This is a genomic window from Pseudazoarcus pumilus, from assembly GCF_002872475.1.
GTDB lineage: Bacteria > Pseudomonadota > Gammaproteobacteria > Burkholderiales > Rhodocyclaceae > Pseudazoarcus > Pseudazoarcus pumilus.
On record NZ_CP025682.1, the window covers coordinates 2,832,225 to 2,857,383 of the forward strand.

The 25,159-nt window shown below is 67.7% G+C and carries 26 protein-coding genes; 20 read left to right on the forward strand and 6 right to left on the reverse strand.

The annotated features are described in order from the left end of the window. Positions 1-91 precede the first annotated feature (91 nt). The 3 genes from ptsN to ilvA all read left to right on the forward strand — a co-directional run bounded on the left by ptsN (position 92) and on the right by ilvA (position 3,075). Entirely contained in the window at positions 92-577 is a 486-nt protein-coding gene (ptsN, locus tag C0099_RS13835) for a PTS IIA-like nitrogen regulatory protein PtsN (RefSeq protein ID WP_102247963.1), read from the forward strand. Continuing rightward, positions 546-1,487, forward strand: coding sequence for an HPr(Ser) kinase/phosphatase (gene hprK, locus C0099_RS13840; protein WP_102247964.1), 942 nt, complete (start codon positions 546-548; stop codon positions 1,485-1,487). Before ptsN ends, hprK begins: the two co-directional genes overlap by 32 nt. A 70-nt stretch (positions 1,488-1,557) precedes the next feature. Beyond that, the gene (ilvA, locus tag C0099_RS13845; protein ID WP_102247965.1) at positions 1,558-3,075 is read left to right on the forward strand and encodes a threonine ammonia-lyase, biosynthetic; all 1,518 of its coding nucleotides are present in this window, start codon (positions 1,558-1,560) and stop codon (positions 3,073-3,075) included. 168 nt (positions 3,076-3,243) lie between these two features. On the opposite strand, the gene C0099_RS13850 is transcribed toward ilvA, so the two are convergent. After that, complete coding sequence (locus C0099_RS13850; protein ID WP_102247966.1) at positions 3,244-3,834, reverse strand: 5-formyltetrahydrofolate cyclo-ligase; 591 nt, start codon at positions 3,832-3,834, stop codon at positions 3,244-3,246. A gap of 48 nt (positions 3,835-3,882) precedes the next feature. On the opposite strand from C0099_RS13850, the gene C0099_RS13855 reads away from it, so the two are divergent. From C0099_RS13855 to cca, 3 genes are read left to right on the forward strand one after another with little or no spacing between them, the layout of a single operon-like run. Next, complete coding sequence (locus C0099_RS13855) at positions 3,883-5,802, forward strand: lytic transglycosylase domain-containing protein (RefSeq protein ID WP_102247967.1); 1,920 nt, start codon at positions 3,883-3,885, stop codon at positions 5,800-5,802. A 7-nt stretch (positions 5,803-5,809) separates the two neighbouring features. Beyond that, positions 5,810-6,730 carry a complex I NDUFA9 subunit family protein gene (locus C0099_RS13860; RefSeq protein ID WP_102247968.1) on the forward strand — a complete coding sequence of 307 codons (921 nt, stop codon included), beginning with the start codon at positions 5,810-5,812 and terminating at the stop codon, positions 6,728-6,730. After that, the gene (cca, locus tag C0099_RS13865; RefSeq protein WP_102247969.1) at positions 6,730-7,851 is read left to right on the forward strand and encodes a multifunctional CCA tRNA nucleotidyl transferase/2'3'-cyclic phosphodiesterase/2'nucleotidase/phosphatase; all 1,122 of its coding nucleotides are present in this window, start codon (positions 6,730-6,732) and stop codon (positions 7,849-7,851) included. Before C0099_RS13860 ends, cca begins: the two co-directional genes overlap by 1 nt. Positions 7,852-7,970: 119 nt before the next feature. On the opposite strand, the gene C0099_RS13870 is transcribed toward cca, so the two are convergent. Beyond that, the gene (locus C0099_RS13870) at positions 7,971-8,168 is read right to left on the reverse strand and encodes a DUF2905 domain-containing protein (protein WP_102247970.1); all 198 of its coding nucleotides are present in this window, start codon (positions 8,166-8,168) and stop codon (positions 7,971-7,973) included. Positions 8,169-8,224: 56 nt separating this feature from the next. Between C0099_RS13870 and C0099_RS13875 the strand changes: the two genes are divergently transcribed. The 6 genes from C0099_RS13875 to C0099_RS13900 all read left to right on the forward strand — a co-directional run bounded on the left by C0099_RS13875 (position 8,225) and on the right by C0099_RS13900 (position 16,356). Beyond that, positions 8,225-8,845: a glutathione S-transferase family protein gene (locus C0099_RS13875; protein WP_102247971.1), complete on the forward strand. Its 621-nt coding sequence runs from the start codon at positions 8,225-8,227 to the stop codon at positions 8,843-8,845. After that, positions 8,845-9,657 (forward strand): alpha/beta hydrolase, encoded by an 813-nt coding sequence (locus C0099_RS13880; RefSeq protein ID WP_102247972.1) that lies wholly within the window; start codon positions 8,845-8,847, stop codon positions 9,655-9,657. Before C0099_RS13875 ends, C0099_RS13880 begins: the two co-directional genes overlap by 1 nt. Continuing rightward, positions 9,654-10,424: a pteridine reductase gene (locus C0099_RS13885; RefSeq protein WP_102247973.1), complete on the forward strand. Its 771-nt coding sequence runs from the start codon at positions 9,654-9,656 to the stop codon at positions 10,422-10,424. The genes C0099_RS13880 and C0099_RS13885 overlap by 4 nt, the downstream gene beginning before the upstream one ends. Positions 10,425-10,454: 30 nt before the next feature. Beyond that, complete coding sequence (gene ttcA, locus C0099_RS13890) at positions 10,455-11,354, forward strand: tRNA 2-thiocytidine(32) synthetase TtcA (protein ID WP_228151601.1); 900 nt, start codon at positions 10,455-10,457, stop codon at positions 11,352-11,354. 113 nt (positions 11,355-11,467) lie between these two features. Continuing rightward, on the forward strand, positions 11,468-12,298 hold the full coding sequence (locus C0099_RS13895; protein WP_102247975.1) for an FHA domain-containing protein: 831 nt from the start codon (positions 11,468-11,470) through the stop codon (positions 12,296-12,298). Positions 12,299-12,468: 170 nt separating this feature from the next. After that, complete coding sequence (locus C0099_RS13900) at positions 12,469-16,356, forward strand: DUF3683 domain-containing protein (RefSeq protein ID WP_102247976.1); 3,888 nt, start codon at positions 12,469-12,471, stop codon at positions 16,354-16,356. 12 nt (positions 16,357-16,368) lie between these two features. Here the strand turns inward: C0099_RS13900 and C0099_RS13905 are convergent, their stop codons facing one another. After that, complete coding sequence (locus C0099_RS13905; protein ID WP_102247977.1) at positions 16,369-17,004, reverse strand: hypothetical protein; 636 nt, start codon at positions 17,002-17,004, stop codon at positions 16,369-16,371. Next, complete coding sequence (pyrE, locus tag C0099_RS13910) at positions 16,982-17,629, reverse strand: orotate phosphoribosyltransferase (protein ID WP_102247978.1); 648 nt, start codon at positions 17,627-17,629, stop codon at positions 16,982-16,984. The genes C0099_RS13905 and pyrE overlap by 23 nt, the downstream gene beginning before the upstream one ends. 31 nt (positions 17,630-17,660) lie before the next feature. Between pyrE and C0099_RS13915 the strand changes: the two genes are divergently transcribed. Continuing rightward, positions 17,661-18,443 (forward strand): exodeoxyribonuclease III, encoded by a 783-nt coding sequence (locus C0099_RS13915; RefSeq protein ID WP_102247979.1) that lies wholly within the window; start codon positions 17,661-17,663, stop codon positions 18,441-18,443. Between the two features lie 67 nt (positions 18,444-18,510). On the opposite strand, the gene C0099_RS13920 is transcribed toward C0099_RS13915, so the two are convergent. Next, the gene (locus C0099_RS13920; protein WP_102247980.1) at positions 18,511-19,581 is read right to left on the reverse strand and encodes a hypothetical protein; all 1,071 of its coding nucleotides are present in this window, start codon (positions 19,579-19,581) and stop codon (positions 18,511-18,513) included. Positions 19,582-19,952: 371 nt separating this feature from the next. Here C0099_RS13920 and C0099_RS13925 point away from each other — a divergent pair, with 371 nt between their 5' ends. The 6 genes from C0099_RS13925 to C0099_RS13950 all read left to right on the forward strand — a co-directional run bounded on the left by C0099_RS13925 (position 19,953) and on the right by C0099_RS13950 (position 24,328). Beyond that, positions 19,953-20,504: a hypoxanthine-guanine phosphoribosyltransferase gene (locus C0099_RS13925; RefSeq protein ID WP_102247981.1), complete on the forward strand. Its 552-nt coding sequence runs from the start codon at positions 19,953-19,955 to the stop codon at positions 20,502-20,504. Between the two features lie 45 nt (positions 20,505-20,549). Continuing rightward, a complete protein-coding gene (locus C0099_RS13930; protein ID WP_102247982.1) occupies positions 20,550-20,888 on the forward strand; it encodes a DUF1840 domain-containing protein in 339 nt (112 codons plus the stop codon). Positions 20,889-20,898: 10 nt separating this feature from the next. Beyond that, positions 20,899-21,885, forward strand: a complete 987-nt coding sequence (locus C0099_RS13935; protein ID WP_102247983.1) for a helix-turn-helix transcriptional regulator — start codon at positions 20,899-20,901, stop codon at positions 21,883-21,885. Between the two features lie 79 nt (positions 21,886-21,964). Next, positions 21,965-22,246, forward strand: a complete 282-nt coding sequence (locus tag C0099_RS13940) for a type II toxin-antitoxin system Phd/YefM family antitoxin (protein WP_102247984.1) — start codon at positions 21,965-21,967, stop codon at positions 22,244-22,246. Beyond that, positions 22,243-22,674, forward strand: coding sequence for a type II toxin-antitoxin system VapC family toxin (locus tag C0099_RS13945; protein WP_199797618.1), 432 nt, complete (start codon positions 22,243-22,245; stop codon positions 22,672-22,674). The genes C0099_RS13940 and C0099_RS13945 overlap by 4 nt, the downstream gene beginning before the upstream one ends. A 265-nt stretch (positions 22,675-22,939) precedes the next feature. Further along, entirely contained in the window at positions 22,940-24,328 is a 1,389-nt protein-coding gene (locus C0099_RS13950; protein WP_102247985.1) for an alanine/glycine:cation symporter family protein, read from the forward strand. Positions 24,329-24,340: 12 nt separating this feature from the next. Here C0099_RS13950 and C0099_RS13955 read toward each other — a convergent pair whose 3' ends face one another. Then, positions 24,341-24,643 carry a putative quinol monooxygenase gene (locus C0099_RS13955; protein ID WP_102247986.1) on the reverse strand — a complete coding sequence of 101 codons (303 nt, stop codon included), beginning with the start codon at positions 24,641-24,643 and terminating at the stop codon, positions 24,341-24,343. A 73-nt stretch (positions 24,644-24,716) separates the two neighbouring features. Between C0099_RS13955 and C0099_RS13960 the strand changes: the two genes are divergently transcribed. Next, complete coding sequence (locus tag C0099_RS13960) at positions 24,717-25,151, forward strand: VOC family protein (protein WP_199797619.1); 435 nt, start codon at positions 24,717-24,719, stop codon at positions 25,149-25,151. Positions 25,152-25,159: the final 8 nt, after the last annotated feature.

Sequence of the window (25,159 nt, forward strand, 5' to 3'; positions counted from 1 at the left end):
TACTCACGCCTCACAACGTGCCCGGCGCACCCCCGAAACCCATGATCGTTCTGGCGATTGCGGTACGCCGCAAGCGCCAGACGCCTCCCAAATGAGTCTGATAGCCGAACTCCTTCCCAGCGAAAACGTCGTCATCGATCTGGATGCAAGCAGCAAGAAGCGCGTGTTCGAGCGGGCCGGCCTGCTCTTCGAGAACAACCAGGGCATCGGTCGCAGCGACGTGTTCGACAGCCTGTTCTCGCGCGAGCGTCTGGGCTCCACCGGCCTGGGCCAGGGCATCGCGATTCCGCACGGACGCATCAAGGGCCTGAAGAAGGCCGCTGGCGCGTTCTTCCGGCTCAACACGCCGGTGCAGTTCGACGCCCCGGACGGCCGTCCGGTCAACATGCTGTTCGTACTGCTCGTACCCGAACAGGCCAACGAGCAACACCTGCAGTTGTTGTCCGAACTGGCGCAGATGTTCAGCGATGCCAGCTTCCGCGACCGCCTGCAGGACGCGGCCGACGGCGACGCCGTCCACGAACTGTTCGCCGGCTGGGCGCCGCATGCGGCAGATCAGCGTCGCGCGGCTGTTTGAATCGCGCCGCGAGGCGCTGGCGCTCGCCCACGTCTGCGGGCCGCTGGATCGTTCGATCGCGGTTGCCGAGACCAATCTGTGGCCTGCCGATCTGGTCGGCCACCTCAACCTGATCCACCCCGAGCGCGTGCAGGTCATCGGCAATGCCGAACTGGCCTGGGCGCGGCGCCAGCCACAGGAGCGCATCGCCCAGCATCTGGACGACGTGTTCAGTGCCTGTCCGCCGGCCATCATCGTCGCCGACGACTGCGAATTGCCGATGCTCATGCGCCAGTTGTGCGAGGCGCACGATGTGCCGCTGTTCATGACGCCGCAGAGCTCGGCGCGCGTGATCGACCAGTTGCGCGGCTTTCTCGCGCACGAACTGGCCGAGAAGGTCTCGCTGCATGGCGTGTTCATGGACGTGCTGGGCATCGGCGTGTTCATCACAGGAGACTCGGGCACCGGCAAGTCCGAACTCGCGCTCGAACTGATCTCGCGCGGCCACGGCCTGGTCGCCGACGACATCACCGAGTTCTCGCGCATCGCCCCGGCGGTGATCGAGGGGCGCTGCCCCGAACTGCTGCAGGACTTCATCGAAGTGCGCGGCCTCGGGGTGCTCAACATTCGCACGATCTTCGGCGAGACCGCCTCGCGGCGGAAGATGCGCCTGCGTCTGGTCGTGCACCTGGAGCGCCGCATGCCCGGCCAGGACGACCCGGACCGGCTACCCATCCACCTCGAGACGCAGGAAATCCTCGGCGCGCAGATCCCGCGCACGGTGCTGCCGGTGGCCGCCGGGCGCAACCTCGCCGTGCTGCTGGAGGCGGCCGTGCGCTCGACCATCCTCAAGCTGCGCGGCATCGACGCCACCCAGGAACTGATCGAGCGCCACCAACGCCTGCTCGGCACAGACGGCGTGCCCGACTGATTCCTCCGCTTGCCGGTTCGCGTCGGCGACTGATACGCTCTTGCCCCTTTCCGCCCGCATCGGCCCCAACATGAAAACCCCGCCGGACTATCTGGAACGCATCCTCAACGCGCAGGTGTACGACGTCGCCGAGGAGACGCCGCTCGAGCACGCGGACAGCCTGTCGGCACGCCTGGGCAACTCGCTGCTGCTCAAGCGCGAGGACATGCAGCCGGTGTTCAGCTTCAAGATCCGCGGCGCCTACAACAAGATGGCCAATCTCTCGCCGGCCGCCCTCAAGCGCGGCGTGCTCTGCGCCTCGGCCGGCAACCACGCCCAGGGCGTGGCGATGTCGGCGGCGAAGCTCGGCGCCCGCGCGGTCATCGTGATGCCGACTTCGACCCCGCAGATCAAGGTCGATGCGGTACGCGGACGCGGCGGCGAAGTGGTGCTGGTGGGCGACTCGTTCTCCGAGGCCTTCGCCCACGCCAAGCAGCTCGAGAAGGAAGAGCGCCTGACCTTCGTCCATCCCTTCGACGACCCCGACGTGATCGCCGGCCAGGGCACCATCGGCATGGAGATCCTGCGCGCCCATCCGCGCCCCATCCACACCATCTTCTGCTGCGTCGGCGGCGGCGGCCTGATCTCGGGCATCGCCGCCTACGTCAAGCGCCTGCGCCCGGAAACACGCATCATCGGCGTCGAGGCCGAGGATTCGGAAGCGATGACGCAGTCACTCGCGGCGGGGCGGCGCATCGAGCTCGACCAGGTCGGGCTGTTCGCCGACGGCGCGGCCGTGAAGCTGGTCGGCGCCGAGACCTTCCGCCTGTGCCAGGCATACGTCGACGAGATGATCGTCGTCGACAACGACGCCATCTGCGCGGCGATCAAGGACGTCTTCGAGGACACGCGTTCCATCCTCGAGCCGGCCGGCGCGCTCGCCGTGGCCGGCGCCAAGGAATACGTCAAGCGCCACAAGCTGCGCGACAAGACGCTGGTGGCGATCGCCTCGGGCGCCAACATGAACTTCGATCGCCTGCGCTTCGTCGCCGAACGCGCCGAACTGGGCGAGCAGCGCGAAGTCATCCTCGCCGTGACCATTCCCGAGCAGCCGGGCTCCTTCCGCAAGTTCTGCGGCCTGCTGGGCAAGCGCAACATCACCGAGTTCAACTACCGCTACGACGACCCGTCGAACGCCCACATCTTCGTCGGCATCAACGTATCCAACCGCGCCGAGGCCGGCCGCATGATCGAGATGCTGGCCCGCCACGACCTGCCCGCCATCGATCTGACCGACGACGAGATGGCCAAGAGCCACATCCGCTACATGGTGGGCGGGCGGGCGCCGCATGCCGACAACGAGCTGCTCTACCGCTTCATCTTCCCGGAGCGCCCCGGCGCACTGATGAATTTCCTCACGCAGCTGCGCTCGGACTGGAACATCAGCCTGTTCCACTACCGCAACCACGGCGCCGACTTCGGCCGCGTCCTGGTCGGCATGCAGGTGCCCCCGGGCGACAAGGCCGAATTCGACGCCTTCCTCGAACGCCTCGGCTACGAGTTCACCGAAGAAACAGACAACCCGACGTACAAGCTGTTTCTGGGCTGAGCGCACCGCGTCGCATTTTCGCCTGCGGCTCGATGCGACCACCGCGTTGCCGGCGTTCCGTCGTAGGTCGTGACGAGCGCAGCGAGTGCGACAACCACCGGAGCTCAAGGGAATACGGCCCGCTTGTGTCGAGCCGAGCTGTCGCACTCGCCTGCGGCTCGACGCGATCTACAGTGTTGCGCGAAACGTACCGGCCTCGGTGACGAGCCAGTCCATCGCCCTGTCGTGCGGCTGAGGCAGTACAGTGTCTACCCGTCCCAACTCGTAGCCGACACCCACGGCCAGCGCGTCGAGCACCGCCAGCGTGCGATCGAAATAGCCGCCACCGTAGCCCAGACGAAAGCCGGCCGCGTCGAAGGCGTTGAGCGGCACCAGCACCAACTCGGGCACCACGTCCTCGCCCGTCGGCGGGTGGGGAATGCCGTGACGGTCGGGTTCCAGCCGCATGCCGGGCGTCCAGCGACGGAACGCGAGCGGCGCTTCACGGTCCGTCACCACCGGGAGCGCGGCGAGACGCGAGGCATCCTGCGCGAGCCAGCGCGCGACGAAGTGGCGCAGGTCGGGCTCGGCACGAAACGGCCAGCAGAAAGCCAGCCGACGCGGCGCGAGACGTTCGAGCAGATCCGCAAGATGCACCTCGAGGCGCCGCTCGAGCGCGCCGCGCGCAGTGACGGTGAGCGCCTCGCGTGCGGACAGGGCAGCGTTTCGCAGCGCGCGCCGGCGCGCTACGATGTGATTGTCGGATTGCGGTTCCTTCATGCCCGGAGCGCCGTGATGCATTCTTCACCGGGCCATGGTCGCGGAAACATGAAACACGTCCTTGTCGGTCTGATGGTTGTGGCGCTCGCCGGTGCGGCATTCGCACAGTCGGGCGACAAGCGCATTCTAGCGGCGCGCGATGCGCTGCGAAGCGGCGATCATGCGACGCTCGAACGCCTCGCAGCAAGCGCGGACGACCACCTGCTCGGTCACTACGTCGAGTACTGGCGGCTGCTCTCGCACCTCGATCGCAGAGACACCCCGCCGCCAACGGCGGCATTGCAGGCCTTCGTGACCCTGCACTCGGGCAGTGTGCCGGCCACCCGACTGGCCGCGCATTGGCTGCGCCGCCTGGCCGCCGACGAGGACTGGGAAGGCGTACTGCGCGTGTTCCCGCACACCGAGCCCGACGTCGAACTGCGCTGCCTGGCCTGGCAGGCGCACCACCGTCTCGGCGATGCGGCCGTGCTCGACGAGGTCGCCGCCTCCTGGCGTGAGCTGCTCGCCAACCCGGTCGCCTGCGATGCCGTGCTCGAAGCGGTAGCCACCACGGCCCACGTCGCGCTCGACGAGGTGTGGTGGCGCTTCCGTCAGCAGATCGACAGCCGCGACCCTTCCCCCGCGCACGCCACGCTGGAGTGGCTGGGCGTGGGCCAAGAACGGGCATTGCGCCAGTTGCTCGCCGACCCTGCGGGCTACCTCGACCGGCTGCCGGACGACTTTCACCGCACGCGCGCCGGGCGCGAACTCGCGCTCGCCGCGCTGGTGCGTCTGGCCCGCCGCGATCCGCCACTCGCCCACGTGCGCCTGTTGCGCCGCGCCGAGCGATTCACCGCGGACGAACAACGTCACGCCTACCTCGCCCTGGGCTACCACGGCGCACTGTCGCGCCTGCCGCTGACCACCGAGTGGTACCGCGCCGCCGGCGAGGTCGACATGACCGCCAGCCAGCGCGAATGGCGCGTGCGCGCGGCCTTGCGCGCCGGCGAATGGAACTATGTCGAGCAGGCCATCGACGGCCTCGACGCCACCCAGCGATCCGATCCCGAGTGGGTCTACTGGCTCGCACGCGCGCGCGCCGAGCGCGGCGACCGCAGCGGGGCTGAAGCCCTCTACGCGCAGATCGCCAAGGGCTACGGCTACTACCCGATGCTCGCAGCCGAGGAGTTGGGCCGACCCTTCGTCGCGCCAGAGCGCTCGGCGGCGCTGGCGCCCGAAGACAAGGCACGCGCCGCGCTCGATCCGGACATCCGGCGGGCGATGCGCTTCTATGCGCTGGGCCTGCCCACCGAAGGCCTGCGCGAATGGATCGCCGCGCTGCGCGGACGCGACCGCGGCTTCATCCTCGGCGCGGCTCATGTGGCGCTCGACCAGGGTCTGCTCGAGCGCGCGATCAACGCGGCCGAATACGCCGATGCCGGAGACAACTTCGAACTGCGCTTCCTGACCCCCTACCGCGAGCTGGTCGAACCCCAGGTCACACGCCAGAATCTCGATCTGGCCTGGGTCTACGGCCTGATGCGCCAGGAGAGCCGTTTCAACATCCCGGCACGCTCGAGCGCGGGCGCGCAGGGGCTGATGCAGGTGATGCCGGCAACGGGACGCTGGGTGGCGCGCCAGATCGGGCTCAAGAGCTACCATCCGCGCATGCTCAACGACCCCAAGACCAACGTGCTGCTGGGCACCAGCTACCTGCGGCTGATCCTCGCCGATCTGGACGACCATCCGGTGCTCGCCTCGGCCGGCTACAACGCCGGCCCGAGCCGCGCACGCCGCTGGCGCGGCGATACGCCGATCGAGGGCGCGATCTACGTCGCGACCATTCCCATCGACGAGACCCGCGAGTACGTCCAGAAGGTACTCGTCAACAAGGTCGTCTATGCCGCGCTGCTCGAAGGCAGGGCGCAATCGCTCAAGGCGCGCCTGGGTACGATCCCGGCGGCCGTCGAGACAACCGCCAACCGCTGAGGTGGACATGAACGATCGACGCATACTCGTGACCGGTGGCAGCGGCTTCATCGGCAGCGCCGTGGTCGCCCGGCTGGTCGAACAGGGGTGCCGGGTGCGCGTACCGACGCGCGAACCGAAGCGCGCGCGCCGCCTGGCCGATCTGGACGGGGTCGAGATCATCGAGGCCGACGTGCACGACGATGCCACGCTGGCCCGACTGGCCCAGGGCTGCGAGGCCGCGGTCAACCTGGTCGGCGTGCTGCACTCGCGTTCGGGCGAGCCCTGGGGGCCGGATTTCGACGCCGCACACGTGGCCTTGCCGCGGCGACTGGTGGCGGCGCTCAAGGCCGCGGGCAGCGCGCATCTGGTGCATGTCAGCGCGCTCGGCGCAGACGAGAACGGCCCCTCCGAATACCAGCGCTCCAAGTCCGCCGGCGAGGCCGCCGTGCGCGAGGGCGGCGATGCGCCCGCATGGACCATCCTGCGCCCCTCGGTGGTGTTCGGCCCCGGAGACAGCTTCCTCAACCTGTTCGCGCAACTGACGAAGTTCATCCCCGTACTGCCGCTGGCCGGCGCCGACACGCGTTTCCAGCCGGTGTTCGTCGGTGACGTGGCCGATGTCGTCGCGCGCTGCCTGGACGACAAGGCCGCTCGCGGCCAGACCTTTGAACTGGCCGGCCCCACCGTCTACACGCTGCGCGAACTGGTGCTGTACGTGTGCCAGACGACCGGACGCAGACGGCTGGTGTTCGGCCTCCCCGAGCCGCTCGGCCTGGCACAGGCGGCCACCATGGAACTGCTGCCCAATCCACCGATGAGTCGCGACAACGTGCGCTCGCTGCGGGTGGACAACGTCGCGCACGACGCCCCGCTGCCGTTCGGCCTGACGCCGACCGCGCTCGAGGACGTCGCGCCGGGCTATCTGGGCCGGGGCGCGAACGACTGATGCGAAGCTACGTGGTCGGCGGCGCGGTGCGCGACGAACTGCTGGGTCTGCCGGTACGCGACCGCGACTGGGTGGTGGTCGGCGCCACTCCGGAAGAGATGCTCGCGGCGGGCTTTCGCCCGGTGGGCAAGGACTTCCCGGTGTTCCTGCACCCGGACACCAACGAGGAGTACGCGCTGGCGCGCACCGAGCGCAAGAGCGGACCGGGCTACAAGGGTTTCAGCTTCCACGCCGCGCCCGACGTGACCCTGGAGCAGGACCTGCAGCGGCGCGACCTGACCGTCAACGCGATGGCGCGCGACGAATACGGGGAAATCATCGACCCCTTCGGCGGGCGGCGCGACCTGGCCGCGCGCGTGCTGCGCCACGTCAGCCCGGCCTTCGCCGAGGATCCGCTGCGCATCCTGCGCGTGGCACGCTTTAGCGCGCGCTTTGACGAATTCTCGGTGGCGCCCGAGACGATGGGGCTGATGCGCGACATCGTCGCCGCCGGCGAGGTCGAGCACCTCGTGGCCGAACGCGTATGGCAGGAGATCGCGCGCGGACTGATGGAGACGCACCCGCAGCGCATGTTCGCGGTGCTGTGCGAAAGCGGCGCGCTCGCGCGATTGCTGCCCGAACTCGATGTCCTGCCCGCCGACGGACGCAACGCGCTGGATGCAGGCCTGGCGCGTGCGGTCGCACGCGACGCACCGCTCGAGGCACGCTGGGCCGTGGCGCTGCACCGACTCGATGGCGACACCGCCCGCGCCGTGTCCGAACGGCTCAAGGCGCCCAACGAGGCGCGCGATCTGGCGCTGATGCTGGCGCGCGAGGCCGCGTCATTGCGATGCGCACTGAGCGTGGCCGAAACCGCGCTCAACCTCCTCGCGCGCTGCGACGCCCTGCGTCGCCCCGAGCGCTTCTCCGCGCTGCTCGCGGCCGCGCACGATTGCCACCCGGACTTCGACCCGACGCCCTGGCGCGACGCGCTCGCCGCAGCGCAAGGCGTGGATGCCGGCGCGATCGCCACTGCCTGCGCCGACAAGCGCGAGATCCCGCAACGCGTACGCGAGGCGCGCATCGCCGCGATCGCGGCCGGCCAATCCCCTGCACAAGGCGAGTGGGGTCGTAGGTCGTGACGAGCGCAGCGAGTGCGACACCTTGCGCAGGAATCTGCGCGCGTGTCGGACTTCGCCTGCGGCTCACTCCTACCTACAACGACTCGAACCGTGCGGGGCGCGCGTCTCGTGGCGCACGGCTAGATCGACCACAGAAGCAGCATCGCCACCGCCGACAGCAGCAAGGTGCTGGTAAACGGGAAATGGTAGGCTCGCCCGCGGAAGTTGAAATGTACGTCGCCGGGCAGGCGCCCGAGGCGCAGGTGGCGCGACAGCGTCGCGCGGAACATGCCGGTGACGAAAACGATGACGAGGATGACGATCAGCCATTTCAACATGCGGCATTAGACCCCGAAGCACGGCACGCCGCCAACCGGAAAGCAGAAAGGACGCCATGATCACCCTGTACACCTGGAGCACCCCGAACGGCCGCAAGGTCTCGATCGCGCTGGAGGAACTCGGGCTCGACTACGACGTGAAGCGCATCGACATCACGAAGGGCGAACAGCACGCGGCGGATTTTCTCGCCATCAGCCCCAACAACAAGATCCCGGCCATCGTCGACGAGGACGGGCCCGACGGCCATCCGATCGCGCTGTTCGAATCGGGGGCGATCCTGATCTATCTGGCCGAAAAGTGTGGCCGCCTGCTGCCAACCGGCGCGCGCGAACGACTGGACGTGCTGCAATGGCTGATGATGCAGATGGGCTCGGTGGGTCCGATGATGGGGCAGGCGCACCACTTCCTGCGCTTCGCGCCCGAGGACGTGCCGTACGCGAAGAAGCGCTACTCGGACGAGACGCGGCGCATCTACGGCGTGCTCGACCGCCGGCTCGCAGAACACGAATGGCTGGCGGCCGGCGAATACACCATCGCCGATATCGCCACCTTCCCGTGGATCGCGCGTCACGAGTGGCAGCAGGTGGCGCTGGAAGACTTCCCCAACGTCAAGCGCTGGTTCGACGCGATCGCCGCCCGACCCGCGGTCGCACGCGGCATGCAGGTGCCCGGCTGATGGTCGCCGGGCGTCGTCTCGAGTTCATCTCCCGCCTGCCCGAAGGCGAGCCCCGACTGCAACCGCTGCTTTTCGTGCACGGCGCCTACACCGGCGCCTGGTGCTGGGACGAGCATTTCCTGCCCTTCTTCGCGCGCCACGGCTATGCCGCGCACGCGCTGTCGTTGTCCGGTCACGGCGACAGCGACGGCCGCGACGTGCTCGATACGCTGCGCATCGCCGACTACGTTGACGACGTCGAGCGCGCCATCGAGCGCCTGCCCGCGCCGCCCGTGCTGATCGGCCACTCGCTGGGCGGCTTCGTCGTGCAGCACTGCCTGACGCGGCTGCGCCCGGCCGCGGCCGCCCTGCTGTGCGCCGTGCCGCCCTCCGGCCTGGCGTGGTCGTCGCTGTCGATGCTGATGCATCACCCCAGCCTCCTCGTCACGCTCAACAGCATCCTCGCCGGGCGCTCGCCCGATGTCGAGAACGTGCGCGAGGCGCTCTTTCACCAACCGGTCGAGCACGCGCGGCTGGAGCGCTTCGTGCGCCACAGCCAGCCCGAGTCGATGCGCGCGATCTGGGACATGATGGGCTTCGACCTGCCCGACCGCCGCCGCATGCATCGCGTGCCCCTGCTCGTGCTGGGCGCCGAACACGACCGCCTGATCCCGGCATCGGAAGTGCTTTCGGCCGGTCGCGCGCTGGGCAAGTCGGCGGAGATCGTTCCCGGCCTGGGTCACGCGGTGATGCTCGAACGTGACTGGGAACGGGTCGCCACCCGCCTGCTGCAGTGGATGCAGAGCCTGGCCAGTCAGGGAGCAGACTCATGAACGATGCCCCGGTGATTCTCGTCACCGGCGCCGCGCGACGCGTCGGCGCCGAGATCGCGCGCACCCTGCACGCGGCCGGTTGCCGCGTGCTCATCCACTATCGCGGCAGCGCCGAGGCGGCGCACGCCCTGGCCCAAGAACTTCAGGCGGAACGCCCCGGCTCGGCCGCCACGCTGGCCGGCGATCTGGGTGAGATCGCCGCCACACAGCGCATCGCGAGCGACGCACTGGCGTGCTTCGGGCGCATCGACGGCCTGGTCAACAACGCCTCGAGCTTCTTCGGCACGCCGCTCGGACACATCGACGAAGCCGCCTGGGACGACCTCACCGGCTCCAACCTGAAGGGGCCGCTGTTCCTGACCCAGGCGCTGGCACCGGCGCTCACGCAGGCCGGCGGCGCCATCGTCAACATCGTCGACATCCATGCCGAACGACCGCTGCGCGGCTATGCGCTGTACTGCGCGGCCAAGGCCGGCCTGCTCGGCCTCACCCGCGCACTGGCCGTCGAGCTGGCGCCGCGGGTGCGCGTCAACGGCGTCGCGCCCGGGCCCATCGAATGGCCGGAAGACGGCCAGTTCCCCGACACCGAACGCGAGGCCATCGTCGCCGACACCCTGCTCGGGCGCGAGGGCCGGCCGAGCGACATCGCCGGCGCGGTGCGCTACCTGCTGCTCGATGCACCCTACGTGACCGGCCAGATCCTGGCCGTCGACGGCGGGCGCAGCGCCCATCTGGCCACGCCCGGCAGCACGCCGGGACGCGTATAATCGGCCGCCGTTGCAAGAAGGATTCGGGTTGTGAACGCACCGGCTGAGATTTCCCGCGGCACGCCCCAGCGGCTGTCCAACACCGCGGAAAGACTGAAGAAGAAGCTCGAGCGCGGCGTCGGCCAGGCGATCGCCGACTTCGACATGATCGGAGACGGCGACACCGTGATGGTGTGCGTATCCGGCGGCAAGGATTCGTACACGCTGCTGTCGTGCCTGCTCGCGCTGCGCGAGCGTGCGCCGGTGGATTTTCGCATCGTCGCCGTCAACCTCGACCAGAAGCAGCCCGGCTTCCCGGCCGAGGTGCTGCCGGCGTACTTCGAAACCATCGGCGTCGAATACCGCATCGTCACCGAGGACACCTATTCGATCGTTCGCGACAAGATCCCCGAGGGCAAGACCACCTGCTCGCTGTGTTCGCGCCTGCGTCGCGGCATTCTCTACCGCACGGCGCGCGAGATCGGCGCCACGCGCATCGCGCTGGGCCACCACCGCGACGACATCCTCGAGACCTTCTTCCTCAACCTGTTCTTCGGTGGTCGCACCAAGGCCATGCCGCCCAAGCTCGTCAGCGACGACGGCGAGCACGTCGTGATCCGGCCGCTGGCCTATTGCACCGAGGCCGACATTGCGCGCTTCGCCCGTGCCATGGACTACCCGATCATCCCGTGCAACCTGTGCGGCTCGCAGGAAAACGCCCAGCGCAAGCACGTCAAGGCCATGCTGCAGGGCTGGGCGAGCGAGCACCCCGGACGCATCGAGTCGATCTTCACGGCATTGGCCAACGTCGTGCCCTCGCACCTGATGGACGACGCGCTGTTCGATTTTCGCGGACTCACGCGCGCCACCGAAGTGGCCGAAGGTGACACCGCCTTCGACCCGCCGGATCTGCCCGCGGCCACGCTTGGTGGCATCCGCATCCTCGGCTGAGCGCGCCTCGGCAACAAGTCGTTGCACGCGCTCGCGCATTCCCCCATCATACGCCGCATCGCCCTGAAACACGCTCTGGGCGGGGCCTCCCCCGCGGCACCACGGAAAGACACATGCCGACATCCTGCATTCTCGTCGCCGAGATTCTCGGAGGCCCCGCGCCCCGCGCCGGCGCCGTTGCCGACGAGGCCGGACACACGCTGGAGCGCTGTCGCAACCGCATCAAGCTGGCCGTGGAATCGAACGGCGGGAAATGCGCAGACACGGCCACGCCGGAGTTGCAGGCCGGCTTCGCCAGCGCCGACGCGGCGGTACTCGCGGCCTGCGAAATGATCGACCGCGTGCATGCGCTGCCCCCGGCGCGCGGCGCGCGTTTCGCGCTGCGCGTGGGGCTGGCCGCCGGCGACGGTGATGCCGCCGTGACCGCTGCGTCGCGCCTGCGTGCCCTGGCGCGCGCCGGCGAAGCCCTGCTCGACGCGTGCGCTGCCCGCGCCCTGAGCGCACCGACGCGCCAGTTCGCGCGCATCGTGCCCGCGCCTGCGCGAATCGGCATCGAAGCTGGCGCCGAGTTCATCCTGCGTCACGCCGAGGACACGCTGGCGCCCGCCGTGCAACCGGGTTCGCCGCGCCTGCGCGTGCACCACGCCGGGCGCACGCTGTACGTGGACGAGCGCCACCCGCGCCTGCTGCTCGGGCGCGACGCGACCAACGACCTGGTAATCGGCGATCCGCGCGCTTCACGCATTCACGCGACGATCGCGCATCGCGCCGGCGGCTTCGTGCTCATCGACCACAGCAGCAACGGTTGCTGGATCGAGGGCCACGGCACCGAGGCGCGCTGCGTCAAGGGCAACGAAGCCGGCCTGCCCGGACGGGGCCGCCTCGGCCTGGGCGCACCGGCCACGGATGGAGACTCGAACCGGGTCGATTTCGAGGTCGGCTGAGGCGCTCTTGCGCGGCGCAACACCCGGGCCCCGCACGCTGGGTACGGCGATTTTCCGTATCCGGATCAATGCCCTGTAGCCACAAGGGGTTTGCGGCCGGGGCTTCGTCGGGCAACTCACGGTACAATCGTCGGTCCCATTGCAGCAATTGCACCGGAACTGCCCCGCCCATGACTCAGCGCCTGCGAGAAATCCCCTACAACTACACCTCGTTCTCGGATCGCGAGATCGTCATCCGCCTGCTCGGCGCCGAGGCCTGGGAAATCCTCGACGGCCTGCGTGCCGAGCGCGTCACCGGACGTTCGGCGCGCATGCTCTACGAGGTGCTGGGCGACATCTGGGTGGTGCAGCGCAATCCCTATCTGCAGGACGACCTGCTCGCCAGCCGCGACCGGCGCGAGGCGCTGGTCGGCGCCATGCAGCACCGTCTGCGCGAAGTCGAGAAGCGTCGCCAGGAAAGTTCGGCCGACGACCCGGAGCGCTCTGCCAAGGTCGCCCGGCTGGTCAACGCGGCCGAGGCCGCAGTGGGCGCGTTCTCGCGTTTCTTCGACGACACCGCAGCACTGCGCAAACGCGTCGCCAAGGTGCTGGCGCGCCACACGCGGCGCGACAACATCTGCTTCGACGGCCACACGCGCGTCTCGCACGTGACCGACGCCACCGACTGGCGCGTCGAGTATCCCTTCGTGGTGCTGCGCCCGGACACCGAGGACGAGATCGCCGCGCTGGTGCGCGACTGCATCGAACTCGGCCTGACCATCATCCCGCGCGGCGGCGGCACCGGCTATACCGGCGGCGCGATCCCGCTCGACGCGAAATCCGTGGTCATCAACACCGAAAAACTCATCACCCTCGGCGCGGTCGAGGAAATGGCGCTGCCCGGCCTGGATGCGCCCGTTCCGACCATCCGCACCGGCGCCGGCGTGATCACCGCGCGCGTGGCCGAAGCGGCCACTGCCGCCGGGCGCGTGTTCGCAGTCGACCCGACCTCGGCCGAGGCCTCCTGTATCGGCGGCAACATCGCGATGAACGCCGGCGGCAAGAAGGCCGTGCTGTGGGGCACGGCGCTGGACAACCTGGCCTGGTGGAAAATGGTCACGCCCGACGGCGAGTGGCTGGAGGTCGAACGCCTCAACCACAACCTCGGCAAGATCCACGAGCAGGAAACGGTCGAATTCCGCCTGCGCCGCTTCGACGCGAGCGGGCGCAAGCAACTGGGCGAGGAAGTCATCGCGATGCCCGGCGCGAGCTGCCGCAAGACCGGGCTGGGAAAGGACGTCACCGACAAGTTCCTGGGCGGCGTGCCGGGCGTGCAGAAGGAAGGCACGGACGGGCTGATCGTGGCCGCGCGCTGGGTATTGCACAAGATGCCGCCGCACACGCGCACCGTATGCCTGGAGTTCTTCGGCCAGGTGCGCGAGGCCGTGCCGGCCATCGTCGAGATCACCGACTACTTCAAGCCCGGTGGCGAGGGCCACGCCGCCGGCGTGCAGCTGGCCGGCCTCGAACACCTGGACGAGCGCTACGTCAAGGCCGTGGGCTACGCCACCAAGGCGCGCCGCCACGGTCGGCCCAAGATGGTGCTGGTGGGCGACATCGTCGGCCACGACGAGGACGCGGTGATGACCGCCGCCTCGGAGGTGGTGCGCATGTGCAACGCGCGCGCGGCCGAGGGCTTCATCGCCGCCTCCGAGGAACAGCGCAAGCGCTTCTGGCTGGACCGCTCGCGCACCGCGGCGATCTCCCGCCACACCAACGCCTTCAAGATCAACGAGGACGTAGTGATCCCGCTCGATCGCATGGGCGACTACTGCGACGCCATCGAGCGCATCAACATCGAACTGTCCACCGCCAACAAGCTCGCGCTGTGCGACGCGCTGGCCGAGTTGGTCGCCGGCGATCTGCCGATCGATGTCGGCGACTCCGATCTGGACAAGGAAGAACTGATCGGCGAGAGCCGCGAAACCGCCATCGAGGCCATCGCCGAGATCCGCGAGCGCTGGCAGTGGCTGCTCGACAACCTCGACACGCCGCTGGCCGAGGCCGAGCCGGCCTTCTCCGGCCTGGGCATCGCTGCGACCGAATTCACCAATCGCGCCGCCGACCCCGTGCTGTTCCACCGGCTGCAGGACTACTCCATCCGCGTGTCGTGGAAGGCCGAACTCAAGCCAAGGCTCGATCACATCTTCGACGGCGTGGCATTCGCACCGGTGCGCGAGCGCATCGCGGCGATCCACCGAGAGGTGCTGCGCGGACGCGTGTTCGTGGCGCTGCACATGCACGCGGGCGACGGCAACGTGCACACCAATATCCCGGTCAACTCCGACCACTACGAGATGCTGACCACGGCCAACCGCACGGTCGACCGCATCATGGCGATTGCGCGATCGCTCGACGGCGTGATCTCGGGCGAGCACGGCATCGGCATCACCAAGCTCGACTACCTCAGCGACGCCGAGATGGCGGGCTTCTGGGCGTACAAGAAAAAGGTCGATCCCAACGGCCACTTCAACCGCGGCAAGCTCATGCGCGATGCAGAGCACAGCGCCAATCTGGATCTCGCCTACACGCCCAGCTTCAACCTGATGGGGCACGAGTCGCTGATCATGGAGCAGACCGAGATCGGCGACATCGCGCACGACATCAAGGACTGCCTGCGCTGCGGCAAGTGCAAGCCGGTGTGCTCGACCCACGTGCCGCGCGCCAATCTGCTGTATTCGCCGCGCGACAAGATCCTGTCCACCTCGCTGCTGATCGAGGCCATCCTCTACGAGGAGCAGACGCGGCGCGGCGTGTCGCTGGCCCACTGGGCCGAGTTCGAGGACGTGGGCGACCACTGCACGGTGTGCCACAAGTGCGAGAAGCCCTGTCCGGTGGACATCGACTTCGGCGACGTATCGATCAAGATGCGCAACCTGCTGCGCAAGCAGGGCAAGAAGTCGTTCAACCCCGGCACGACCGCCGCGATGGCCTTTCTCACCGTCAAGGACCCGGCCACCATCAAGCTCATCCGCAAGGGCATGATCGAGTGGGGCTACAAGGCGCAGCGCCTGGGCCACCGCATCGGCAAGTCGCTGGGGCTGATCCAGGAACAGGTCAAGGCGCCGCCGGCCACGCTGGGCAAGGCTTCGATCAAGGCGCAGGTGATTCACTTCATCAACAAGCCCATGCCGGGCAACCTGCCCAAGCGCACCAGCCGCGCGCTGCTCGACATCGAGGACGACAAGATCGTGCCGGTGATCCGCGACCCGCAGGGGCGGCGCGACGAATCCGAGGCGGTGTTCTACTTCCCCGGCTGCGGCTCGGAGCGCCTGTTCAGCCAGGTGGGGCTGGCCACGCAGGCCATGCTGTATCACGTCGGCGCCACCACGGTGCTGCCGCCGGGCTATCTGTGCTGCGGCTACCCGCAGACCTCGGCCGGCTTCGAGGACAAGGGCCAGCAGATCACCACCGACAACCGCGTGCTCTTCCACCGCGTCGCCAACACGCTCAACTACCTCGACATCAAGACCGTGATCGTGTCCTGCGGCACCTGCATGGATCAGCTCATGAAATACCAGTTCGAGCAGATCTTCCCGGGGTGCCGGCTGCTCGACATCCACGAATACCTGATGGAAAAGGGTGTGAAGCTCGAAGGCATCGAGGGCGTGCGCTACATGTACCACGAGCCCTGCCACACGCCGATGAAGCAGTATTCCGGCATCAAGGTGGCCAACGAGCTGATGGGCACGCGCGTGGATCTCAACGACCGCTGCTGCGGCGAATCGGGCACGCTGGCCGCCTCGCGCGCCGACATCTCGACGCAGGTGCGCTTTCGCAAGCAGGAAGAGATCGAGAAGGGTGCGGCCGCACTGCGCGAGGACGCGCCGAGCGCGCCGGTCAAGGTGCTCACCTCGTGCCCGAGCTGCCTGCAGGGGCTGTCGCGCTTCTCCGACGACGGCAAGGTCGAGGCGGACTATATCGTGGTCGAGATCGCCCGCCACATCCTCGGCGAGAACTGGATGCCCGAATACGTCGCGCGCGCCAACCAGGGCGGCATCGAGCGCGTGCTGCTGTAGGGGCGGCGGGCTTCAGCGCTGCGCGCGTTCGGCGATGAGCTCCGCGTAGCGGCGACGGTCGGCGGCGTAGCGCGCCTGGATGGATTCGCGCTCGGCCTGCTTGGCCTCGAGCAGGCGCTGATAGGAGCGCAGCTCGCTGTCGACAGCGCGCAGCGAACGGTTCAGCGGTTCCACGTCCTGGTCGGCGGGCAGCGCCGCGATTTCCTCTTCGAGCGCGCGACGCTCGGCCATCAGGCCGCGGCGGCGTTCGTGGATGTCGGCGATGCTGCGCTCGACATCCTCGAGCGCAAGTGCCTCGCGCATGTCGATGTCGTTGAGTCCGCGATAGGTTTCGAGCAAGGCGTTGTCCATGTTGCGCTGCTGACGCTCGAGCGCCTCCTGACGCGCGCGGCGGCGGTTCTCGGCTTCGAGCCTGGCCTGCTCCTCGACCGTGAGCGGCGCGGCGACATGGCGCACCACCAGCCCGCGCGGCGAGATCTCGCGGTAGGCACGCCCGTAGCATGCCGGCGGCAGCGTGTCGGCGCAGATGGACTGCTCCTGAGCGTCCTCGCAGCAGAAGATCACGCGCCCGGCCTGCGCCTCCGCCGGTGCAGGCAGAAACGCTGCAGCGGCGGCAACCGTCAGACTAGGCAGCCAGATCCACGCCATAGCGCTCCCTGTATGCACGCACGGCCTCGAGGTTGGCGACGAGCTCCGCATGGCCGGCCAGATAGCCGATCAGATCCTCCAGCGTCGCGACTGCGATGACGGGAATGCCGAACTGTTCGCGCACCTCCTGCACCGCGGATTTGTCACCCGCGCCGCGTTCCATGCGATCGAGCGCGATCACCACGCCGGCCGGTTCGGCACCATTGGCGCGGATGATGTCGACGGATTCGCGCACCGAAGTACCGGCCGAGATCACGTCGTCGAGAATCAGCACGCGCCCGGAAAGCGGCGCACCGATCAGCGTGCCGCCTTCGCCGTGATCCTTGGCTTCCTTGCGGTTGAACGCGAAGGGTAGGTTGACGCCGGCTTCGGCAAGCCGCATCGACACCCCCGCGACCAGCGGAATACCCTTGTAGGCGGGGCCGAAGAGCATGTCGCAGGGCACGCCGGAGGTGCGAATGGCGTCGGCGTAGAAGCCGCAGAGCGCGCGAAACGAGGCGCCGTCGTCGAACAGGCCGGCATTGAAGAAGTACGGAGAGGTGCGTCCGGCCTTGGTGACGAAGGAACCGAAACGCAGCACGCCCTTGTCGCAGGCGAGTGCGATGAAATCGCGGCTAGAATCCATGTCCGGCAGACCAGAGGAGACAATCCGAAGCATGTTACGCGTCATCACAGCCAACCTCAACGGCATCCGTTCAGCCTCCCGCAAGGGCTTCTTCGAGTGGCTCCCCAGGCAGGATGCCGACTTCGTGTGCCTGCAGGAACTCAAGGCCCAGACCGCCGACATGACGGCCGAAATGCTCAACCCGTCGGGATATTACGGATATTTCCATTACGCCGAGAAGAAGGGCTACAGCGGCGTGGGCATTTATTCACGGCGCCAGCCCGATCAGGTCATCGAGGGTCTGGGCGAACCCGAATTCGACGCCGAGGGCCGCTACATCGAACTGGTGTTCGGCACGCTCTCGGTGATTTCCGTCTACGTCCCATCGGGCTCCAGCGGCGAACTCCGCCAGGAGGTCAAGTACCGCTTCATGGACCGCTTCTTCGAGCATCTGGCGGCACTCGTCGCGAGCGGCCGCGAAGTGGTGCTGTGCGGCGACTGGAACATCGCCCACAAGGAGATCGACCTCAAGAACTGGCGCTCCAACCAGAAGAACTCCGGCTTCCTGCCCGAGGAGCGCGCCTGGCTCTCGCGCGTGTTCGACGAACTGGGCTGGATCGACGTCTATCGCCGCCTGCACCCGGACACCACCAGCGAGGCCTATACATGGTGGTCAAACCGCGGTCAGGCCTGGGCCAACAACGTGGGGTGGCGGCTCGACTACCAGATCGCCACGCCCGCGCTTGCAGCCACGGCGACGCGCGCGTCGATCTACAAGGACGAACGCTTCTCCGACCACGCACCGCTGACCATCGACTACGCCTTCGGCGAGTAAGTTTTCGCGGCCGTTAACAAAAAAAGCCGCGCCCTGGGGCGCGGCTTTTGCATTGCCGGAAAACCGATCAGGCGGCTTTCTTGCGGTTGGCCTCGAGCCAGCCGTCGACGGTGGTGACGATCTCGTCCACCGCGGCGTTCTTCATGCCCTTCTGCGCGGCCAGCAGCTGCACCACGCGGTCGACGCGCTCGATGTTGGTCGCACCGGCGGCCAGCGCACGCGCGGCCGACGACGGGCTGCCCAGCGACTGGGCTGCGTCGGCGTACTTCTGGAACGCCACGAGGTCTTCGCGCTTGGCACCCAGAGCGACGCACACGTCCATGACCCACTCGTAGATCGCACGCGAGGCTTCGATGTCGCCATGCACGGCTTCCTTGATGGGGCGCACACCGTCCTTCATCACGCAACGGTAGTTACCGGCCAGCAGCATCGCCCACTTGGCCAGCGGCACGTAGATGGAGTCATGCGCCTTGAGCTTGACCGGCAGTTCCAGCTTCTCGCCGTTGACTTCGAAGCGCGCGGCGGTGATGTCCGCATCCAGGTCACGGATGATCTGGGTGTGGGCGTCGTTCTCGAACGGCGCGCACTTGAAGTTGGTCGGCAGGCGAACCTGCAGCACGTTGACCTTCTCCTCGGGCGGACGGAAAGCCTGCGGATCCGGGCTGCACAGGGTCATCAGCTTGGGATCGATGACGTCCCACACCGAAGCGTCGGCGTAGCAGTCACGCAGCAGGCTGGCGTCGATACCCGGGATGCGGGCAACGAACGGCAGCGGCGGCATGTTCATGATCGACATGCACGGCACGCCGGCCTTGGCGATCTCGCCCAGCAGCTCACGCACGCCCGGCGAACGGTACTGCGGCTCCTGCATGGCCATGCCGACCAGATCGTAGTCGGCCGGGTTGATCGCACTGGGAACGTCCGCCGTGACCGAACCCGGCAGGTTCTTGGTGTTGACCTCGACCAGGCCTTCGCGACCACGCACCGGCATGCGCACGATGCAGCCTTCGGCGTTGATCAGTTCGGCTTCGGCCGGCAGGCACACCAGCTTGACCGAATGACCGGCCATGGCCATTTTCATGCCCAGCAGGGAGCCGTAGGACGCCCCCAGGATCAGCACATTGTATTTCTTGCTCATGAGATGACTACTCCTCTAAGGTGACAAACGAAAAAAGAAACGGAAACTCGCAAGGTCGCGCCGGCAAGTGCTGCCAGGCACGACCATCTGGAACCGGACCGGGCACACGACAAGGGATGTTCGTCGGTGCCGCACGGTGCGGGTGCGCCCTACGGGGCGCCGTGGATTCTCGTAAAAACCCCGATTGCTGTTCAAGCGCCCGTGACGTATGGGCGCAGTTGGGGCCATGGTACTGTGATTTTCCCGCCCGGCCAAGGGAACCGATCACTTTACGTCGGAGTCCCTCCCCGTTCGACCAGCGCAAACCACGCCCGCAGCGCCGCACCTCGCGCCACGGTTAGAATGGGCCCAACGCAATGCGGAGCCCCTGCATGAACCTGGACGAAATCCGGCGCATCCGCGACGAGGCCGACTGCCTCGCCGATGCCGCCGCCGTCGAAACCGCCCTGGAACGTCTGGCCCACGAGATCACCACGGCCATCGGCGAGGCCAACCCGATCGTCTTCGTCGTCATGAACGGCGGCGTGATCTTCTCCGGCCAACTCCTGCCGCGCCTGCCGTTCCCGCTCGAGACCAGCTATTTGCACGCCACCCGCTACGGCGACCGCACGCGCGGCGAGCGTCTGCACTGGCGTGCCGAACCGGCCCAGGCAGTGGCCGGGCGCACGGTACTGGTGCTCGACGACATCCTCGACGAAGGCCACACGCTCGACGCAATCGTGCGTCACCTCGACGAAAACGGCGCAGCCCGGGTATTCACCGCCGTCCTCGTCGACAAGAACCACGACCGCAAGGCCCGCCCCGGCATGCGCGCAAACTTCACTGGCCTGGACGTGGCCGACCGCTTTCTGTTCGGATGCGGTATGGACTACAGGGGCTACTGGCGCAACGCGCCCGGCATCTACGCGGTGCGCGGCCTGTAGGCTGTGCACCGGCACGCCCGCCACACTTGCACCAGGAGCACTCTCATGGTCGTCACCTTCAAATCCCGCGCCGCCGCCGACGTCATCATGCTCGGCGACCACGCCCACGCGCTGCTCAGGATCCTCGGCAAGGATGCGGACGCGCGTCAGGGCATCCTCACCGCCGAACAGCTGCCGGACGCCATCGCCGCCCTGCAGGCCGCCATCGAGGCCGATCGCGAACGCGACCGCCAGCGCCAGAACGAGCCCGAGGACGAGAACGAGGACGAACCGCCGCCGACCGGCATCGGCGCGGCCGTCAGCCTGCACCAGCGCGGCTGGCCGCTGCTCGAGATGCTGCGCCAGTCGCTCGACGCCGATAAGCCGGTCACCTGGGAAAGCTGAGCGCGCCGGCGTGAACCGCACCGAACGCCTCTACCGCATCGACCAGATCATCTCCGAGCGCGGCGTCGTCAACCGGCAAGACCTGCTCGACGCACTCGAAGTCTCGCTCGCCACGCTCAAGCGCGATCTCGAATACCTGCGCGAGCGCCTCAATGCCCCCATCGTCTGGGACCGCGAGGCCGGCGGCTACCGCTTCTCGCGCGGCCAGCAGGTCGGCGCCCAGTACGAGTTGCCCGGCCTGTGGTTCTCCGACCGCGAGATCCACGCCCTGCTCACCATGCAGCACCTGCTCGCCAACCTCGACCCCGGCGGCATCCTCGCACCCCACGTGCAGCCGCTGATGGCACGCCTCAACGCCCTGCTCGGCACCGCCGACGACGCCGCCGAGGAAGTACGCCGCCGCGTGCTCATCGTCGGCATCGGCAAGCGCGCGATGAAGCTCGACCACTTCGAACACATCGGCTCCGCCCTGCTGCGCCGCAAGCGGCTCAACATCCGCTACTACGCCCGCGGCAAGGGCGAAGAGTCCGAGCGCGACATCTCCCCCCAGCGCCTCGTCCACTATCGCGAGAACTGGTACCTCGACGCCTGGTGTCACCTGCGTAACGACCTGCGCAACTTCGCCGTCGACAGCATCCGCCATGTCGAACTGCTCGAACGCCCCGCGAAGAACGTATCCGCGAAGACCCTCGACGCCATCCTCGGCCCCGGCTACGGCATCTTCTCCGGCCGCAAACTGCAGACCGCCCGCCTGCGCTTCACCCCCGAACGCGCCCGCTGGGTCGCCACCGAACACTGGCACCCCAAACAGCGCGGCCACTTCGACGACGCCGGCCACTACCTCCTCGAATTCCCCTACGCCGACCACCGCGAACTGCTCATGGACATCCTCAAGCACGGGCGGCACTGCGAAGTGCTGGGGCCGGAATCGCTCCAGGAGGCGGTCGCAACCGAACTGTCAGCAGCGCTCACGCAGTACCCGACGACATCGAGATAAAGCCGTCGCACGATCACGTGAAACATGAGCTGCAATTTGAGTCTAATATGACCACTCAAGATGGTCATATGGAATCGCCATGAACATCAATGCAGCCGAGTTCAAGGCCAAGTGCCTGAAACTCATCGATGAAGTCGCCACGACACACCAGCCGCTGGTCATCACCAAGCGCGGCAAGCCGGTCGCTCAGGTCGTCCCCGCCAATGCGGAAACGCCACCCCCCGCACTGTTCGGATACATGCAGGGCACCGGGCAGATCGTCGGCGACCTGATCGACATGCCCAAGGACAACTGGTCGGCCGAAGCCGGCGACGAAGACGATCTTTACGCGCCCGCCCCCGAGCGCGTCGACGCCCCGTGAGCCCCCAGAACGTGCCGCTGCTGCTCGACACGCACGTATGGGTCTGGCTGGCCCTCGGCACACCCGGCCAGTTCTCTCCCGCCCTCCGCGAGCGACTGGAAGCCGCCGACCACACCCGGCCCTTGCATGTATCGATCATCTCGGCGTGGGAGGTGGCCATGCTGGCGGCAAAGGGTCGCCTGAACCTCGCCATGCCCACCAAGATCTGGCTGGAGCGCGCGCGCTCGCACCCGGCCCTGCGTCCGCTCCCCCTCGACGATCTGGCCGTCGTCACCGACAGCAACGAACTGCCCGGCGAATTCCACGCCGACCCCGCCGACCGCCTGCTGGTCGCAACCGCCCGTATCGGTGGCTACACCCTGGTCACGCGCGATCACGGAATCCTGGAGTACGGCAAGGCAGGGCACGTGAATGTGCTGACTGCCTGACGCGCGCCCTCAGTGCCACGTACTCACAAAACCTAGATTGACCATCCGAGTACCCCGTAGCGCGTCAATGCCTCGCCGACCGGCGGTAGATTGAGAGCATCCACGGCTCCGGGCGAATTGCGCGACGCGGCACACGCGCCATACTGCGCCGCACGCCCGATTCCCGTATGGTTATGCCAAGTACAACCCGAACTGATCGCCGCCATGATCGCCTGAGGGTGTCGGCAGCCGGCGCGGGGCGATCTGACCGACCGGGAGCCGAGCCATGTCTTTTCTCGATTCCATCGATGCTGCGCTGGCGGCCTTCGCCGGCTTCATGTGGGGTACGCCGCTGCTGGTGCTGCTGGTGGGCGGTGGCCTGTATCTGCTGATCTACTCGCGCGCACGGCCGTACCGGCACCTGGGGCACAGCATCGATCTGCTGCGCGGGCGCTACGACGACCCGGACGATCCGGGACAGGTACCGCACCGGCAGGCGTTGTCGACGGCGCTGTCGGGCACGCTGGGGCTGGGCAATGTGGCGGGGGTGGCGATTGCGATCAGCACCGGCGGGCCCGGGGCGATCTTCTGGATGTGGATCACGGCACTGGTGGGCGTGGCGACCAAGTTCTACACGGCCACGCTGTCGGTGATGTTTCGCGGCCGGGATTCGGCCGGCGAGCTGCAGGGCGGGCCGATGTATGTGATCCGCGAGGGGTTGGGCCGCAAGTGGATGCCGCTGGCTGTGCTGTTCGCGATCGCCGGTCTGTGCGGGCTGTTGCCGGTGTTCCAGGCCAATCAGGCGGTGCAGTTGCTGCGCGAATCCTTCGCGGTGCCGCTGGGCTGGGTGGGCAGCAGCGACTCGCTGCTCTTCGACGGTGCGATGGGCATCGCGCTGGCACTGGCCACTGGAGCGGTGATCGCCGGGCGCATCCAGCGCATCGGGCGTTTCACGCTGGGCATCGTCACCGCGATGGTGCTGTTCTATCTAAGCCTGACCCTGATCGTGATCGTCGCCCACTGGCAGGAGGTGCCGGCGGCCTTCGCGCTGATCTTCCGCGATGCGTTCAGCGGCGAGGCGGTGGCCGGCGGCGCGCTGGGCGGCATGATCGCCATCGGCATCAGCCGCGGGGCCTTCTCCAACGAGGCGGGCATCGGCACCGAGTCGCTGGCCCACGGCGCGGCGAAAACGCGTGAGCCGGTGCGCGAAGGCGTGGTGGCGATGCTCGGGCCCATCATCGACACGCTGGTGGTGTGCACGTGCACGGCGCTGGTGATTTTACTGACCGGCGCGTGGCACGAGGCCGAGGGCATCGAGGGGGTGACGCTCACGGCCAACGCGTTCTCGGAGGTGTTCGGGCACGCCGGGCCGCTGCTGTTGCTGCTGATGGTGCTGCCACTGGCCTTCAGCACCATCGTCACCTTCTGGTACTACGGCGCCAAATGCTTCGTGTTCCTGTTCGGGGCACGCTGGCAATGGATCTTCACCATGGTCTACGTGGCGCAGATCGTCATCGGCGCGGTGGCCGCGCTGGGGCCGATCAACAACCTGGTGATCGGCATGTACGCGGTGATGGCGGTGCCGACGATGATCTCCACGCTGCTGCTGGCCGGCCACGTCAACCGCGCGGCCCACACCTACTTCACGACGCCGCAGCGCCGCACCGATGTGTGAAGCAGCGCTTCCTCAGCGGCTGGCGTTCATCTCGATTACATCGGCGCGCAGCACCGAGGTCTCGACCAGCAGGTCGGCGATGAGGGGGCGGCTCGCGAGGTAGTGTTCGGTCTTCTTGTGAGTCTCCAGCGCGGCGGGACTGGTGTAGATCTCGTACAGGTAGAAGGTGTTGGGCTCTTCCTGCGCTTCGAGCACGTCGAAGGTCAGGCAGTCGGGCTCGTTGGCGACGGACGCCTTGGCGTTGGGCAGCATGGCTGCCAGATAGGCGTCGCGCGCGCCTTCCTTGACGACGTTCTTGACCAGAATGCAGTACATGGGTGGGCTCCTCGGAATTGGCATCGGCGTTGGCGGCTGGCACCATAGCAGACTGCCTGCAAGCGAAGCAAAAATGGAGAAGATCAAGATGGCAAACCGCCCCGCCCCGTTCAACGGCCTGCGCCACCTCGCGCTGGTCGTGCCCAACCTCGAGGAATGCGAGCGTTTCTACGTGGACATCATCGGCATGCAGATCCTGCGCCGCGCCAGTGCCGACCTGGTGTATCTGACGCTGGGCAACGACAACCTGTCGCTGGGCCGCAACCGCGAAGGCGAGCGCAGCGGCGTGCAGTATCTGGACCACTTCGGCTTTATCGTCGACACCGTCGACCAGCTGCACGAGTGGTTCGACTTCATGAAGGCCAAGGGCGTCAACGTCCTCGACGAACCGCACGACCACGGTGACGGCGCGCGCAGCTTTCACGTCACCGACCCGGCCGGCAACGTGATCCAGCCGATCTATCACCCGGCGATTTCGGGTCAGCGCTTCTCCGCTCCGGGTCAGTGACGCGAACG